The 15884-nt window shown below is 37.1% G+C and carries 14 protein-coding genes; all 14 read left to right on the top strand.

The features are described from left to right. The first annotated feature begins 17 nt into the window (after window positions 1-17). The 14 genes from MKZ17_RS15730 (at window position 18) to MKZ17_RS15665 (ending at window position 15870) form a co-directional block, all read left to right on the top strand. Window positions 18-1556, top strand: a complete 1539-nt coding sequence (locus MKZ17_RS15730) for an acyl-CoA carboxylase subunit beta (RefSeq protein WP_340724678.1) — start codon at window positions 18-20, stop codon at window positions 1554-1556. Window positions 1557-1624: 68 nt separating this feature from the next. Further along, window positions 1625-2521, top strand: coding sequence for a ketopantoate reductase family protein (locus MKZ17_RS15725; RefSeq protein WP_340724677.1), 897 nt, complete (start codon window positions 1625-1627; stop codon window positions 2519-2521). Continuing rightward, window positions 2518-2913 (top strand): DUF3397 domain-containing protein, encoded by a 396-nt coding sequence (locus tag MKZ17_RS15720; protein ID WP_340724676.1) that lies wholly within the window; start codon window positions 2518-2520, stop codon window positions 2911-2913. The genes MKZ17_RS15725 and MKZ17_RS15720 overlap by 4 nt, the downstream gene beginning before the upstream one ends. A 118-nt stretch (window positions 2914-3031) precedes the next feature. Beyond that, window positions 3032-4648: a bacillithiol biosynthesis cysteine-adding enzyme BshC gene (gene bshC / locus MKZ17_RS15715; RefSeq protein WP_340724675.1), complete on the top strand. Its 1617-nt coding sequence runs from the start codon at window positions 3032-3034 to the stop codon at window positions 4646-4648. Between the two features lie 175 nt (window positions 4649-4823). Further along, on the top strand, window positions 4824-5255 hold the full coding sequence (gene mraZ, locus MKZ17_RS15710) for a division/cell wall cluster transcriptional repressor MraZ (protein ID WP_340724674.1): 432 nt from the start codon (window positions 4824-4826) through the stop codon (window positions 5253-5255). A 26-nt stretch (window positions 5256-5281) separates the two neighbouring features. Next, window positions 5282-6232: a 16S rRNA (cytosine(1402)-N(4))-methyltransferase RsmH gene (gene rsmH, locus MKZ17_RS15705; protein WP_340724673.1), complete on the top strand. Its 951-nt coding sequence runs from the start codon at window positions 5282-5284 to the stop codon at window positions 6230-6232. A gap of 3 nt (window positions 6233-6235) precedes the next feature. Continuing rightward, window positions 6236-6610, top strand: coding sequence for a cell division protein FtsL (gene ftsL, locus MKZ17_RS15700; RefSeq protein WP_340724672.1), 375 nt, complete (start codon window positions 6236-6238; stop codon window positions 6608-6610). Window positions 6611-6648: 38 nt separating this feature from the next. Continuing rightward, a complete protein-coding gene (locus MKZ17_RS15695) occupies window positions 6649-8829 on the top strand; it encodes a penicillin-binding transpeptidase domain-containing protein (RefSeq protein ID WP_340724671.1) in 2181 nt (726 codons plus the stop codon). A 60-nt stretch (window positions 8830-8889) separates the two neighbouring features. Beyond that, entirely contained in the window at window positions 8890-10806 is a 1917-nt protein-coding gene (locus tag MKZ17_RS15690) for a penicillin-binding transpeptidase domain-containing protein (RefSeq protein WP_340724670.1), read from the top strand. 88 nt (window positions 10807-10894) lie between these two features. Further along, window positions 10895-11869: a phospho-N-acetylmuramoyl-pentapeptide-transferase gene (gene mraY / locus MKZ17_RS15685; protein WP_340724669.1), complete on the top strand. Its 975-nt coding sequence runs from the start codon at window positions 10895-10897 to the stop codon at window positions 11867-11869. Further along, window positions 11866-13218, top strand: coding sequence for a UDP-N-acetylmuramoyl-L-alanine--D-glutamate ligase (murD, locus tag MKZ17_RS15680; RefSeq protein WP_340724668.1), 1353 nt, complete (start codon window positions 11866-11868; stop codon window positions 13216-13218). The genes mraY and murD overlap by 4 nt, the downstream gene beginning before the upstream one ends. A 36-nt stretch (window positions 13219-13254) precedes the next feature. After that, the gene (locus tag MKZ17_RS15675) at window positions 13255-14307 is read left to right on the top strand and encodes an FtsW/RodA/SpoVE family cell cycle protein (RefSeq protein WP_340724667.1); all 1053 of its coding nucleotides are present in this window, start codon (window positions 13255-13257) and stop codon (window positions 14305-14307) included. Between the two features lie 17 nt (window positions 14308-14324). Beyond that, on the top strand, window positions 14325-15170 hold the full coding sequence (locus MKZ17_RS15670; RefSeq protein ID WP_340724666.1) for a cell division protein FtsQ/DivIB: 846 nt from the start codon (window positions 14325-14327) through the stop codon (window positions 15168-15170). Then, window positions 15130-15870, top strand: a complete 741-nt coding sequence (locus MKZ17_RS15665) for a DUF881 domain-containing protein (RefSeq protein ID WP_340725570.1) — start codon at window positions 15130-15132, stop codon at window positions 15868-15870. The genes MKZ17_RS15670 and MKZ17_RS15665 overlap by 41 nt, the downstream gene beginning before the upstream one ends. Window positions 15871-15884 lie beyond the last annotated feature (14 nt).

Genomic DNA, 15884 nt, shown 5'->3' with positions numbered 1-15884 from the left:
TGCCAGGGGGGAAATACATGACGCAGACAACATTTACTGAACAACTACAACAAAAAATTGAAGCGATCAACGCAGGTGGTCATTCGAAATATCATGATAAATTAAAAGAAACAAATAAGTTATTCGTTCGCGATCGGCTAAAGTTACTTTTTGATAATGGACATTATGAAGAAGATGGACGCTTTGCAAATTGTGAAGCAGGTGATTTACCTGCTGATGGTGTCGTAACAGCGATCGGTAATATCGATGGTCAAACAGTATGTGTTATGGCAAATGATTCAACAATTAAAGCGGGTTCTTGGGGCTCTAGAACTGTTGAAAAAATTATACGTATTCAAGAAACAGCAGAAAAGCTACAAGTACCCATTTTATACTTAGTAGACTCAGCGGGCGCTCGGATAACAGACCAGCTAGAAATGTTTCCGGGAAGACGTGGTGCAGGGCGAATTTTCCACAATCAAGTTCGGATGAGTGGAATGGTTCCGCAAATATGTATTTTATTTGGTCCATCTGCAGCTGGTGGTGCGTATATCCCGGCATTTTGTGACATTGTGATTATGGTGGACGGAAATGCTTCAATGTATTTAGGGTCTCCTCGAATGGCTGAAAAGGTTATTGGAGAAAAAGTGACGCTTGAAGAAATGGGCGGTGCGCGTATGCATTGTGAAGTGAGCGGTTGTGGCGATGTGTTGGCAGAAAATGAGGAGAAAGCCATTTATTACGCACGCCAATATTTAAGTTACTTCCCTGCAAACTATGCAGAGTTTCCACCGCTAGAGGATGTCAAAGCACCGATTGCTGGGAAATCGTTAGAGGAAATTATTCCAGAAAATCAAAATGCACCGTTTGATATGTATGATTGTATCGAACGGCTAATTGATGCAGACAGTTTTTTTGAAATAAAAAAATTATTTGCATCGGAATTAATTACCGGTTTGGCAAGAATTGATGGGCAAGTTGTTGGGATTATTGCCAATCAACCAAAAGTAAAGGGTGGCGTTTTATTTGTAGATTCTGCTGATAAAGCAGCTAAATTTATAACGCTTTGTGATGCGTTTTCTATTCCTTTATTATTTTTAGCGGACGTTCCAGGATTTATGATTGGGACGAAGGTTGAACGGTCTGGCATTATACGTCATGGAGCAAAGTTTATATCGGCGATGAGTTCCGCAACAGTTCCAAAGCTATCAGTGATTGTCCGCAAAGCATATGGAGCTGGTTTATATGCTATGTGTGGTCCCGCATTTGAACCGGATGTTGTAATCGCACTCCCAACAGCGCAAATTGCCGTTATGGGCCCTGAGGCGGCGGTTAACGCGGTTTATTCAAATAAAATAGAGGCAATTGAAGATCCGAAAGAACGTATCCAATTTGTAAAACAAAAAATAGAAGAATACAAAGAAGAAATAAATCTTTATAAGTTGGCGTCGGAAATGGTCATTGATGACATTGTACCAGCGAACCAGCTGAGAGAAACACTTATTCAACGTTTAAATTACTATAATTCCAAACAAATTGTTCTTCCGTATCGAAAACATCCTGTATATCCAGTATAATATTGTTAGCTGAAGGTCTGTCTCAAAGGCAGACCTTTTTAATTCGAAATAAAATTGAGGTATAATAAATGCGAATTGATATAATTGGTGCTGGTGCAGTTGGCCTATTGTTAGCGAGCTTTATGGCAGAAGGAGATACGAAAGTTCGACTCATTACAAAAGAGGAAACAGTAACCCAGCCTTATGACATGATGCAACTAACAAGAACGAATGTGGATAACACGTTGGCAAAATTTCAAGTAGAACGTACTACTTCGCTTTGCGATGAGGCAGATTTAATTATTATCGCAGTAAAGTATGGGCAACTACAAGGAATCTATCAGCAATTGATGAATATAGATCCAACTATTCCCTTATTGTTTATCCAAAATGGTTTAGCGCATTATGAAGAGGTAAGGCAATTAAAGCAACACCATATTGCATTTAGTTCGATTCAGTTTGGTGCGCAAAAATTAAGTCATAATCATGTCGCTCATAAAGGACTGGGAGTCATGAAAATTGCGGTAGCTAAAGGCGAGGTTGATAAATTTTTTATTTTCAAGAAACTTTCAACGGAATGTTTTCCTATCGAATTTGAATTAGATGCCGAAAAGATGTTAATGGAAAAGGCGTTATTAAATTGCTTTATCAATCCATTGACTGCCATACTGCAAGTGACAAATGGACAACTTGTTGAGCAAAACTATGCTTTCCAATTATTAAAAAATTTATATAATGAAATAATAACAACATTTCCGTCTTATGCAAAAACATTCCAATTTGAGCAAGTAGTCGCACTATGCGAACGAACGGCACAAAACACGTCATCGATGTTAGCGGACCGATTAGCGGGCAGACAAACGGAGATTGACACGATTGCCAAGCCGATCATAAAAAAAGCACAAGCACAAAATAGACAAATGCCAGTATTACAAACGCTATATATGCTCGTAAAAGCATTTGAGGAGAGCGGTGAAAAAATGTGATATTAATTGTTCAATTTTTTATAGCAGCGATTGTATTATGTCCAATAATTGCTTTTTTTGTGACATATGTTATATGCCGTAAGTTTCAATTGGACAAATATAAAGCTATAGCTTTCGCAGCTGATGTAACAACAGGTATATTATTTTTCTCGATATCCATCGCGATAAAGGGGCTTTGGGAATTTTCTGTATTTATCCCGATTGTTGTTACAGCGCTCGTAATTGCAATTCTTTTTACATATATCGATTGGCGAACAAAAAAGGAAATTGAAATAAAGCCATTATTAAAAAAAATATGGCGCGTCTATTTTATTATATTAAGCGTTAGTTATTTTTTAGTGTGGATCATTGGTTTGACCCACTCTATAATTATTTTTATGTTAATAGACTAGCGTGTTTGTAAGCATTTTCTTTTGCCTATGGATTAAGAACGTATAAAATGAATTGTATCAAATGCTTAAGACAAATAGTAAATAGTAATTGAGTAGAGAGAAGTAGAGGAGAATATCGATGAAGCTGGAACAAATTCAATCCCCAGTGAATAATCATTTATTAACAGATTATTGGTCTGAAAATGCAAAGATTCATTCATTTTTTGAGTATAAATATAATAAAAAATCATTTCATGAGCGCGCTACATACTTACAAAATAAAGAGTATCGTTCAAAACAATTAGCAGAAATAATTCGTGAATATATGACGCCATTTGGCATTTCCGAAAAAGTAAAACAGCACTTAGTGGATTTACAGCAAGGTGCACTCGTAGTAGTGGGGGGACAGCAATCGGGATTATTAACTGGCCCGCTTTATTCTGTTCATAAAGCAATTTCGGTAATTTTATTGGCAAAGGAACAGCGCGAGAAGTTAAATGTACCTGTTGTCCCGATGTTTTGGATTGCTGGTGAAGATCATGATTTAGAAGAAATCAATCATACGTATACGATTGTCGATGGGGAAGTAAAAAAACGTGGATATAGTGAGCGATCAAAATTAAAAACAATGGCTTCTACAACCTCTCTTAATAGCGAAGCGTTAGAGCAATTTGTGAAGACTGTGTTCAAAGACTATGGAGAAACAGCTTATACAGAGCAATTATTAGCAGACGTATTGAGCCATGCGAAAGCAAGTACAACCTTTACAGATTTTTTCACTTCGCTAATGAATGAACTCTTCAATGAACATGGTTTGTTATTGTTAGATGCAACTTTCGAATCGTTTCGTCAGTATGAACAACCATATTTTAAGGCGCTAATCGAAAACAGCGAGGAGATTGCGCAAGTTGTTGTAACACAAGAAACTGATTTGGATAAGGCTGGCTATACGAAGCCGATAGAGGCGTCAGCGCAAAATGCTAATATATTTTACGTAAAAGACGGGGAACGCTTTTTATTAGAAAGAAAAGATGGGAAATTTGTAAATACGTTAGCCCGCGTTAGTTTTACAAAAGAAGAGTTATTGAAGATCGCACAAGAAACGCCTCAAGCGCTAAGTAATAATGTAGTAACACGACCTTTAATGCAAGAAATGACTATTCCGGTATTAGCCTTCGTAGGTGGCCCAGGGGAATTAGCATATTGGGCAACATTAAAGCCGGCTTTTGAAATACTAGCGCTACAAATGCCAATTTTTGCGCCAAGATTAAATATTACAATGGTAACAAGACAAGTTCAATCGCTATTACAGCAAAATGAACTCACTGTAATAGAAGTTATGGATAATAAAGCTGAGCAAAAATTAACTGAGTTCATAGAGAGTGTTAAAGATGAAAAGGTGCAACAATATATTGACCAAATGAATGAGCAACTAGTTGAACAATATAACGAGTTAGCGAATTATTTGGAGCAAGGCGATTATCATCTTGACGCGATCATAAGAAAAAATAAAGAGTTTCATCAAAAGCAGTTCAACTTTTTACAATCTAAAATTAAGCAGCAGGATTTACAAAAACATAATGTTGCTATTCGCCAATTAAAACTACTTCAATCAGAACTATATCCGAACAAAGGTTACCAAGAACGTGTATATAGTCCATATCAATATATAAATGACTATGGACAAGCGCTAATTGATGATTTAATTGCTTTGGAAATGAGTATTTCGAACCAACATCAGGTTGTCTTACTATAAAAATGGTCAGGTTATCTCGGTTTGAGATAACCTTTTTTGTGTCCTTTGGCACGGAACATACGTGTGAAAATATGCTTAATTTCGTGATTTTGCTTGAATGATTATAGTTTGGATGAAACTAGTGGTAGAAAGTGGGGGGATGTGGTACATTAATTACTAAAGTGGGGTGAGTAGCATGTTCATGGGTGAATTCCAGCATTCTATTGATATTAAAGGACGCATGATTGTACCTGCAAAATTTCGCGAACTACTTGGTGAAAATTTTGTAATTACACGTGGACTTGATCAATGTATTTTGGGTTATCCTATGGATGAATGGCGAAAACTTGAAGAAAAATTAAAAGATTTACCGATGACGAAAAAAGATGCTCGTGCCTTTGCACGATTTTTCTTTTCTGGCGCTACCGAAGTAGAAATAGACAAGCAGGGTCGAATTAATCTACCGTCCACATTAATTAAACACGCAAATCTTGAAAAAGAATGTGTCGTATTAGGTGTATCAAGTAAGATAGAGATTTGGGCTAAAGATGCTTGGGAAACATACTTTGATGAATCGGCTGAATCCTTTAGTGATATTGCAGAAAATTTAATTGGCTTTGATTTTTAAATCAAGCTCTAAGAGGTGCTCTAGAAATGTTCGATCATACAACCGTATTATTGAAAGAAACTGTTGATGGGTTGAACATCAATCCAGATGGTATTTATGTGGATTGTACTTTAGGTGGTGCAGGACATAGTGAATACTTAGTAAGACAACTATCATCAAAAGGTCGATTAATTTGTTTTGACCAAGATACAATTGCAATTGAAAATGCGAAAGTACGACTAGCTGATTATTTAGATCGTGTAACGTTTGTGCATTCGAACTTCCGTTATTTAAAGGAAGAACTTGAAAAGCTAAATATCCATCAAGTTGATGGGATTTTATATGATTTAGGTGTTTCATCACCACAATTAGATACTCCGGAGCGCGGCTTTAGTTATCATCATGATGCACCCCTTGATATGCGTATGGACCAAACAGCGGAACTTACTGCCTATCATGTAGTGAATGAATGGTCATATGATAATTTAGTGCGAATTTTCTTCCGCTATGGTGAGGAGAAGTTTTCTAAACAAGTAGCTAGGAAAATTGAACAAGCTCGGGCAATTGCACCAGTAGAAACAACAGGACAATTAGTAGATTTAATTAAAGATGGCATTCCAGCACCGGCCCGACGAAAGGGTGGACATCCTGCAAAACGAATTTTTCAAGCGATTCGTATTGCCGTAAATGATGAACTAGGTGCAGCGGAAGATTCGTTAGTGGATGCAATTGATGTATTAGCAATTGGTGGTCGTATTAGTGTAATTACATTCCATTCTTTAGAAGACCGTTTAACAAAAACATTATTTAAAGAGGCTTCGTCATTACCAGATTTACCACCAGGATTACCAATTATCCCAGAACATATGAAACCAGTACTTAAATTAGTTACTAGAAAACCAATTTTACCAACAGACGAGGAGTTAGAAGCAAATAATCGTTCACGTTCAGCAAAGCTTCGTATTGCTGAAAAAATTAACGATAAAGGACGTGGGTAAGCTATGGCAGTAAGAGTTAGACAAACATACATCCAGAACCAACCCGAATTGCCTGAATTAGAGCAACAGAGGCAGATTATACCGCCGAAAAAGCGAAAGCCTATGCTGTTTTCTGTTCGGGAAAAAGTTTTATTTATTATTTTTTCTATTGTTGTCGCATCTTTCGCTGTTTCTATATTACATACGCAAGGAGAAATCCAAGCCAAGAGTATGGAAATTCAAAAAATTGAACGCGAAATTACTGAAGTAACAAACGATAATGTAGATCTTAAAGTACGTGTGAGTGAACTTTCTACTCACGAACGTATTTGGGAAAAAGCGAAAGAACTCGGTTTAACACTAAATGAGAAAAATGTGAAGGTAGTGCCGGGAGAATGAAAAAGAGAAAATTTCGTTACCAGTATGGAGCCTTTCTAATGTTTATTTTTTTTGGAGGGCTCTTTTTACTATTATTTTGGCGTTTTGTGTCGATTCAAGCGACAGGTGTAGTAAACGGACATGAGTTAGAAACGGAAGCATTAGCAAAGTATCAAACAGGGTATGTTTTATCGGCGGATAGAGGGAAAATATTGGACAGAAATGCGAATGTGATCGCAGAAGATACGTTAAGTTATCGACTTGTTGCAGTCATTAGTGAAAAGGCAACAGAAAATCCAAAAAAACCAAGACATGTTGTAGATAAAGCTGAAGCTGCAAGATTACTTGCTCAGTATATTCCGATGGATGAGGAAAAGATTTTAGATCGGCTGACACCAGATCCTAATAAAGATACTTATCAAGTAGAGTTTGGATTAGCCGGTCGAGGCATTAGCCATGAAACAAAGAAACAGATTGAAGCATTAGAAATTCCAGGGATCATTTTATTCAGTGATAAAAAACGTTACTATCCAAACGGTGCGTTTGCCTCACATTTAATTGGCTTTGCTGTTCGTGAAACAGACAAGGATGGAAATTCAGAAGTTGTGGGGAAAATGGGACTTGAATCTATTTACAATAAACAGTTAACAGGTACCGACGGGAAATTGACGTATCAACGTGATGCGAAAAACTATTTATTGCCAAATAGTGATAAAGTCGTGCAAGAAGCTCAGGACGGAAATGACATTTATTTAACAATTGATAAAACAATACAAAATTTTTTAGATGATGCAATGTCTCGCGTAAATACGAAATACGATCCACAGTCGATGATTGGGGTTATCGCAAACCCAAAAACGGGTGAGATATTAGCGATGTCACAGCGTCCTACCTTTAATCCAGATACCCGTGAAGGTTTAGATGGAAACTGGCTAAATGATGTCATTGAAAATACGATTGAACCAGGCTCAACAATGAAAACATTTACAGTAGCTGCAGCAATTGATTCAAATAATTGGCATCCGAATGATTATTATAAATCCGGCTCTTATAAGGTGTATGGAGATACTATACGCGACCACAATACATACGGTTGGGGAACAATTAAGTATTTAGAAGGATTTCAGCGATCCTCTAATACGGCCATGACCAACTTGCTTGATATTATGGGATGGGACACATTTGAAGACTATTTAGTTGATTTTGGATTTGGTAAAAAAACTGGGATTGATTTACCTGGTGAAGCAAGTGGTGTCATTAATTCTCGTTATCCGTTAGAAAAATATACAACGGCATTTGGTCAAGGTTCAACTGTAACACCAATACAGCTCATTCAAGGTTTAACTGCCATTGCAAATGACGGAAAAATGATGCAACCGTATGTTATTGATAAAATTGTTAATCCAAATACTGGGGAAATTGTTGTCGATTCAAAGCCTACTGAAAAGGGGCAACCAATTAAGTCAGATACTGCTAAAGCAGTACGTGAGTTATTAGCATCTACGGTTTATGGAGAAGCAGGAAATGCGAAACGATTCCAAATTGAAGGATATGAGGTAGCTGGGAAAACAGGTACTGCCCAAATGCCTAAATCAAATGGTAAGGGGTATGACTGGGGGAAGAATGAATTCCTGTACTCCTTCTTAGGAATGGCACCAGTGGATGATCCACAAATAATTGTTTATATTGCAGTAGCAAAACCAAAACTTGCTGCAACAGAAGTAGGCTCTGATCCAGTGTCGCAAGTATTTAATTCAGTCGCACTAAATAGTTTGAAATACTTGAATATTAATCCAACTGACGTTGCAGAGGTTCAAACAAAAGCTATTACAAATATGGAAGGCCAACAAACAGATAAAGTTGTGACAGAACTACAAAGTGATGGCTTGCAACCAATTATTATTGGCGAAGGTGGTCAAATTGTAGAACAATTCCCGAAAGAGGGTGCCTCCCTAACAAAAGGGAGTATCGTTTTCCTAAAAACAGAGGGTGCAATCACATTACCTTCATTTGAAAATTGGTCGTTAAGAAATCTACTCGTTTATAAAACATTATCTAAGCTTCCAATTGAAATATTTGGCGACGGATTTGTTGAAAGTCAAAGTATGTCACAAGGGACGGTTGCGAATGACCAATCTCCAATTGTCGTGAAGTTAATGACACCAGAAGAAAAACATTTGACGCCACCACCTGAAAACATGGAAGAAGGAGAATTGGAAGAAGAACTCCCGCAAGATTAAGTCGAATTTGAATAGATTATCACCTCAAGACATACTTTGTTTTATGTGAGGTGTCAAAATTTGAAGTGGGTAACTACAAAATCTAAAAAGCGTTTAACATGGATCGCCATCGCATTTGGTTTATACGGCGTGGCGATTTTTGTTAAATTACTGTTCCTGCAGCTGGTTCAGTATGATGAACTTTCGACATTGGCAAAGCAAAATTGGGATCGGGAAATACCATTTCACTCCGAGCGAGGGAAAATAACGGACCGTAATGGTGAGATTATCGTTTCGAATAAACTTGCCCCTACATTGTATTTTATGCCATCGCAAAATGCAGAAAAAGAGGAAGTCGCCACAGCAATTTCACAAGTATTAAACAAAGATCGAGATGCCATTCTGAAAAAATTGGAGCAGCGAATATCTCTTGTGAAAATTGCACCTGAGGCAAAGAATATCACATATGAGCAAGCAGTTACGTTACAACAAATGCAAATACCTGGATTGTATAGTGGGGTTGACTATGTTAGATCGTATCCGAATGGCAACTTACTCGCTCGTTTAATCGGCTTTACAGGTGTAGATAATCAAGGCTTGGCTGGAATCGAATATGAATTTGATAAATTATTAACCGGCTCCGACGCTGCAATACGATTATTTACTGATGCAAAAGGAGTTTCTTTGGAGCACGTAGATGATGAATGGAAAGATGGGAAAGACGGTGCGACTCTGGAGCTAACAATTGATATTGAGTTACAGAAAATTGTGGAGCGTGAGCTTTCACAAGCGATGCTATCATATGATGCAGATCAGGCATTAGCGATTGCAATGAACCCAAAAAGTGGAGAAATATTAGCACTTGCTTCTTTCCCAACGTACGACCCAGCAAATTTCGCAGAAGTAGACCCTGCCATTTACAATCGAAATCTTCCAGTATTTATGTCGTATGAGCCGGGTTCAACGTTCAAAATTATAACATTAAGTGCTGCAATTGAAGAAGGTGTAGTAGATATGGAACATGATCACTTTCATGACGCCGGTTATACAATGGTAGAAGGGGCAAGACTACGCTGTTGGAAACGAGAAGGGCATGGACACCAAAACTTCTTTGAAGTTGTAGAGAATTCCTGTAACCCGGGCTTTATTGAATTAGGGCAGCGTGTAGGTTCTACAAAATTGCTCGATTATATTCATCGTTTTGGCTTTGGGAAAAAGACAGGTTCCAATATTGCGGGTGAATCATCGGGGATATTGTTTTCAAAAGATGCTTTTGGTCCTGTTGAGCATGCGACTACTTCTTTTGGGCAAGGAATATCCGTCACACCGATTCAGCAAGTGCAGGCAGTCGCTGCTGCAATTAATGGAGGAACACTCTATCAGCCTTATGTCGTATCAAAAGTTATTGATTCAGAATCAAAAAAAGTCCTTCTTGAAAACGAACCGGTTGTGAAGGGGAAAGTTGTAAGTGAAGAAACATCGAAAATTGTAAGGGAATCGCTAGAATCCGTTGTTGCTAACGGCTCGGGGCGTCAAGCGTATAGAGATGGCTTACGAATTGCTGGTAAAACTGGAACTGCTCAAAAGGTTGAAAATGGTCGCTATAAAGATGGTGATTATATTGTTTCATTTATAGGTTTTGCACCTGCAAACGATCCAGAAATACTGATTTATGTAGCAATTGATCATCCAAAGAGTTCATTGCAATTTGGTAGTGTTATTGCGGCACCGATTGTAGGGCAGATTATTGAAGACGCGGCACCACTTTTACAAATAGAAAAGCAAGAAAATCAGTTAGAGCGTAAATATGTCTGGGGTGACGAATTAACAGAACGTGTCCCGAACTTTGTTGGATTAACAAAAGATGAGATTATTTCAAATCTATATCCATACAAGACCGAATGGCATGGTTCAGGAAGCAAAGTCATACGTCAAATGCCCGAATCGAACAGTGTCATCCATCAAACGGATGTAGTTCACTTATATTTAGGAGATTAAATTGTATTTGTACCTTTTAAAATCCACCTAAAACAACTATTATAGTGAAGGACGTTTCTACAGACAGAAGATTTAAAGGAGATTTATTATGACATTATCAACAACATTGACCATACTTGTATCTTCATTTTTACTAACGGTCATTTTAGCACCAATCGGCATTCCGATGCTTCGAAGATTAAAGTTTGGTCAAAGCATTCGTGAAGAGGGCCCACAATCGCATATGAAAAAAGCTGGTACACCAACAATGGGTGGTTTAATTTTCTTACTGGCGATTATTGTATCGACGATTGTTGTCGCACTCGTTTTTGAATTGTTAACAACGCAAACAGTTGTACTATTACTTGTTTTAGTTGGATTTGGGGTTATCGGATTTTTAGATGACGGATTAAAAGTAATATTTAAACGTAATTTAGGATTAACATCAATTCAAAAATTAATCGGGCAAATTGCCATTTCTATTGCTGCATTTTTATTATTACGTTTAGGATCTTTTGATACAACAGTAGGTATTCCTTATACGGACTTGTCAGTTGATTTAGGGATATTTTATGTGGCATTTTTAATTTTTTGGTTAGTTGGATTTTCAAATGCAGTTAACTTAACAGACGGACTTGACGGGCTTGTATCAGGAACTGCCTCGATTGCTTTTGCTGCTTTTGGTGTTATCGCATTATTTAATGAACAGGCGGACATTGCATTATTCGCCTTTGCTGTAACAGGCGCGTTATTAGGGTTTTTAATTTTCAATGCAAACCCTGCGAAAGTATTTATGGGTGATACAGGTTCATTAGCTTTAGGTGGTGCTTTAGCTATGATTTCTGTTCTAGTAAAGCAAGAGTTTCTATTATTATTAATAGGCTTAGTTTTCGTTATTGAAACGTTATCGGTTATTTTACAAGTCGGTAGCTTTAAGCTTCGAAAAAAACGTATTTTTAAAATGAGCCCAATTCATCATCACTTTGAACTATCAGGTTGGTCAGAATGGAAAGTAGTTATCGTATTTTGGTCAACTGGATGTATTGTAGCACTTATAGCAGTATTAGCGGAGGCGTTATTATGATTGAATATGAAGGTTTACAGTCTAAAAAAGTATTAGTGTTAGGTTTAGCAAGAAGTGGTGTAGCGGCGGCAGAATTGCTGCATAAGTTAGGGGCATTTGTAACAGTAAATGATGCGAAGCCTTTTGATGCAAATCCTGAAGCACAGGAGCTTTTATCAAAAGGCATCACAGTTATTTGTGGACGTCATCCAGAAGATTTATTAGATGAGGGCTTTGAATTAGTAGTGAAAAATCCAGGAATTCCATATTCAAATCCAATTATTGCAGACGCGTTGGAAAAAAGCATCCCTGTTATTACTGAAATGGAGCTTGCTTATTTAGTAAGTGAGGCACCGTTTATCGGTATTACAGGCTCAAATGGTAAAACAACTACGACAACGTTGGTATTTGAAATGCTAGAAGCGGCAAAAAAGCAGCCGTTAATTGCCGGAAATATTGGTACCGTTGCGTGTGGTGTTGCTGCAGAAGCAACAAAAGATCAAATTATTGTAACGGAATTGTCATCGTTCCAATTAATGGGAACTCGTACATTTAAACCGAAGATTGCCATTTTGACAAATTTGTATGAAGCACATTTAGACTATCATGGTACGTTTGAAGAATATGCGGAGGCAAAATTTGGTGTAACGCGAAATCAAACGAATGAAGATTACTTTATTTACAATGCGGATCAAGAAGTAGTGAGGGGGTATGCAGAGCAATCAAATGCACAACTTATCCCTTTTTCGACTAAAGGAAAAGCACAGCAAGGAATAAGTGCGGATGATGAAAATATTTATTGGCAAGGTGAAGCGATTTTAAATCGTAGCGAAATCGTATTACCAGGTAAACATAATTTAGAAAATATATTATGTGCAGTTGCTGCATCCCTTTTACAAAATTGCCCAATCGATGCCATTAAACAAATTTTATCGACATTTGCTGGTGTTCGTCACCGTACACAATTTGTCCGTGAATGGCAAGGGAGAAAAATATATAACGACTCAAAAGCAACAAACGTATTAGCGACGAAAAGTGCCCTAGCAGCATTTAGTCAACCAATTGTCCTTCTAGCCGGTGGTTTAGATCGTGGACATTCATTTGAAGAGTTAAGAGAAGAAATGAAAACAGTTAAAGCGGTCGTTGCATTTGGAGAGACCGCATTACGCTTTATTGAGTTTGCAAAATCGTGCGGTATTACAAATATTGTGCGTGCGATTGATGTAGAGGACGCTGTAGGCTATGCAGCAAAATTATCAGACGTTGGTGATGTTATTTTATTATCACCTGCATGTGCAAGTTGGGATCAGCATACAAGCTTTGAAATCCGAGGCGACCTATTTATTGATCGTGTTATGAAACTTTCATAAGAAAGGATAGTTACACTGTCGCAGCAATATAGACGAATGTTTTTTCTAAGTGCGTTTATTTTATCACTAGTCGGAATTGTGTTTATTTATTCCGCTGGAACGTATTGGAGTCTTGTCCATTACGATGGACAAACTCCCTTCTATATTAAGCAAGGTATTTATTTTGGATTAGCGCTCGTTAGTTGCTTCGTGCTCATGAATGTAAAGGGGCTAAAAAAGCCTCATATTTGGCGGGCTTTCTATATTCTATCCCTTCTATTATTAATTGCTGTTTTAATACCGGGAATAGGTATTGTTCGAAATGGTTCACAAAGTTGGATTGGAGTCGGATCGTTAACAATCCAACCAGCAGAGCTAGCGAAATTATCGACGTTAATCTATTTAAGTGTTTTATTATCAGAACATAAGGCTGGTCAACGAATTGTAAAATGGTCACATTTAGTTGTCCTATTTCTTCCTTCATTTCTGATTATGCTTCAGCCTGATTTTGGTGCAGTATTTATTTTATTAGTTTCGGCGTTACTGTTATTCTTTATCGCACAGTACCCAATTAAATTATATGTAATATTTATTTTCACCGGTATTGTGAGTTTAGTAGGTTTAATTGCTGCTGCTCCGTATCGATTGAAACGAATTGAAGCTTTTATTAACCCTTGGGCAGATCCGTTAGGTAGTGGCTTTCAGGCCGTACAGTCATTACTTGCGATAGGGCCAGCAGGATTATTCGGTCATGGATTATTAAAAAGTAGACAAAAATATTTATATTTGCCTGAACCACAAAACGATTTTATTTTTTCAATCATTTTAGAGGAAGTTGGACTCGTTGGTGGTATGGGACTGCTGCTTATTTTTGCGTGCTTTTTAGTTTTCGGCTATAAATTAGCATTAAATTGCAATAAAGTATTTCACTTTTATGTTATTTGTGCATTAACCTCGATGATTGCAGTGCAAGCATTTCTTAACATAGGAGTTGTCATTAGTTTACTTCCTGTTACTGGAGTAACACTACCCTTTATAAGTTATGGAGGGACGTCATTGTTAGTTGTATGGCTGACAGTGGCATTAATATTAAATTTTTCTGATGAATGAAGAAAGGAGTATAAATGATGGAAAAAATAATCGACATAACAGAACGCGTACCCGCAATGAAAAAACGTAGAAAACGGCGAACAAATTTTAAATTTCTCGCTTTAATTACTATATTTTTATTCATCATTTTATTACTTCTTTATTTTCAATCTTCTTATAGTGATATTAGTAAAATTGATGTTCAAGGTGCGAAATTAAAAAATGAGGAGTTTTACATTGGACAATCGAAGTTACAAATAAATGATTCCATGTGGGGCTTTAAAGTAGAGGAAGTTGAAGCGCTAATAGGTGAAAGCGAATGGGTAAAATCAGTTGAAGTAAAACGCCAACTGTTTAATCATGTTCAAATTAATATTGAGGAATGGCATAAAGTTGCATACATTTCTAAAGATGGCACATTCTATCCAATGTTAGACAATGGTGTCATATTTGATGAATCAACCGAGCTTGTGCCAATTGAGGCACCGATATTTCTTAATTTTGAAGATGAGGCGTTAAGAAAAAAATTACTAAAGCAATTGGCTGATTTGAAGCCAGAGGTGCTGTCACTTATTTCACAAATTACAGCAAATCCAACTGAAGCAGATCCATATGCGATTACGCTCTACATGAATGATGGGTATGAAGTGCGTGCTGATGCCAATACATTAGCTGAAAAACTAAACTACTATCCATCAATAATTGCTCAAATAGAAAGCGATGAAACTTATGAAAAGGGAATTGTTAATATTGAAGTTGGTTCATATTATCGATCATTCTCTGATGAATACTCTTTAGATTTAACGACTGAAGGAGAAAATTTAAAGGGGGAAGAACAAAGTGATGAACAACAAGATGAACCGCAAGAACAATCATCCGAGTAATAAAAATTTTCCCTTTTCTCGCAAATATATCGTACTTCTCATTGTATGTATAATCACAGGATTTATTATAGGTATTTCCTATAATTTGACGAAGGACAAACGGACGTTAAGTACAGCTTCCCCGCATATAGATCAAGAAAATAAATATTTGGAAGATCTAATTGCTCAAAAAGAACGTAATAAAGAGCTAGCAGAGGAGCTTGCTGCATTAGAAAAAAAAATTCGTACGTATGAAAAAGAATTTTCATCAAACGAGGATCAATATGAGCAAAATATTGCAGATGCCGAGCAGCTTCGTCTGTTATTAGGCTATTCATCTGGTGAGGGACAAGGGATTAAAGTTACGTTAGAAGATAGAGACTATGATCCAACTTCAACAAACCCGAATGATTATATCGTGCACGAAAGCCATATTTTTAAAGTGCTCAATGAATTGAAAATTGCTGGAGCAGAAGCAATTGCTATAAATGGCCAACGCTTAAAGACAAATTCTTATATTAGCTGTAATGGTCCAGTTATTACGATTGATGGTGTGCAGTATCCAGCACCATTTGTCGTTGAGGCAGTTGGCGATCAAGATGTGCTCATTTCATCGTTAGAAATTAGCGGCGGTATTTTTGATCAATTACTAAATGAGCAGATCATTGTCACATTAGAGAAAAGTAATGCAATTCAAATGCAATCAATTATTGAAGAGTAAGGAAATGATTCGGA

Origin of the sequence: Solibacillus sp. FSL R7-0682, assembly GCF_038005985.1 — a bacterium.
Classification (GTDB): domain Bacteria; phylum Bacillota; class Bacilli; order Bacillales_A; family Planococcaceae; genus Solibacillus.
The sequence above is the reverse complement of the archived record's forward strand: the minus strand, read 5'-3'. Positions and strand labels throughout refer to the sequence as shown.

Excerpts from the sequence above, each read along its gene's own strand:
- murD (WP_340724668.1), top strand. The coding sequence starts at position 11,866 with ATGATTGAATATGAAGGTTTACAGTCTAAAAAAGTATTAGTGTTAGGT.
- bshC (WP_340724675.1), top strand. The coding sequence starts at position 3,032 with ATGAAGCTGGAACAAATTCAATCCCCAGTGAATAATCATTTATTAACA.
- MKZ17_RS15675 (WP_340724667.1), top strand. The coding sequence starts at position 13,255 with ATGTTTTTTCTAAGTGCGTTTATTTTATCACTAGTCGGAATTGTGTTT.
- MKZ17_RS15670 (WP_340724666.1), top strand. The coding sequence starts at position 14,325 with ATGGAAAAAATAATCGACATAACAGAACGCGTACCCGCAATGAAAAAA.
- rsmH (WP_340724673.1), top strand. The coding sequence starts at position 5,282 with ATGTTCGATCATACAACCGTATTATTGAAAGAAACTGTTGATGGGTTG.
- MKZ17_RS15695 (WP_340724671.1), top strand. The coding sequence starts at position 6,649 with ATGTTTATTTTTTTTGGAGGGCTCTTTTTACTATTATTTTGGCGTTTT.
- MKZ17_RS15725 (WP_340724677.1), top strand. The coding sequence starts at position 1,625 with ATGCGAATTGATATAATTGGTGCTGGTGCAGTTGGCCTATTGTTAGCG.
- mraZ (WP_340724674.1), top strand. The coding sequence starts at position 4,824 with ATGTTCATGGGTGAATTCCAGCATTCTATTGATATTAAAGGACGCATG.
- MKZ17_RS15665 (WP_340725570.1), top strand. The coding sequence starts at position 15,130 with ATGAACAACAAGATGAACCGCAAGAACAATCATCCGAGTAATAAAAAT.
- mraY (WP_340724669.1), top strand. The coding sequence starts at position 10,895 with ATGACATTATCAACAACATTGACCATACTTGTATCTTCATTTTTACTA.
- ftsL (WP_340724672.1), top strand. The coding sequence starts at position 6,236 with ATGGCAGTAAGAGTTAGACAAACATACATCCAGAACCAACCCGAATTG.
- MKZ17_RS15730 (WP_340724678.1), top strand. The coding sequence starts at position 18 with ATGACGCAGACAACATTTACTGAACAACTACAACAAAAAATTGAAGCG.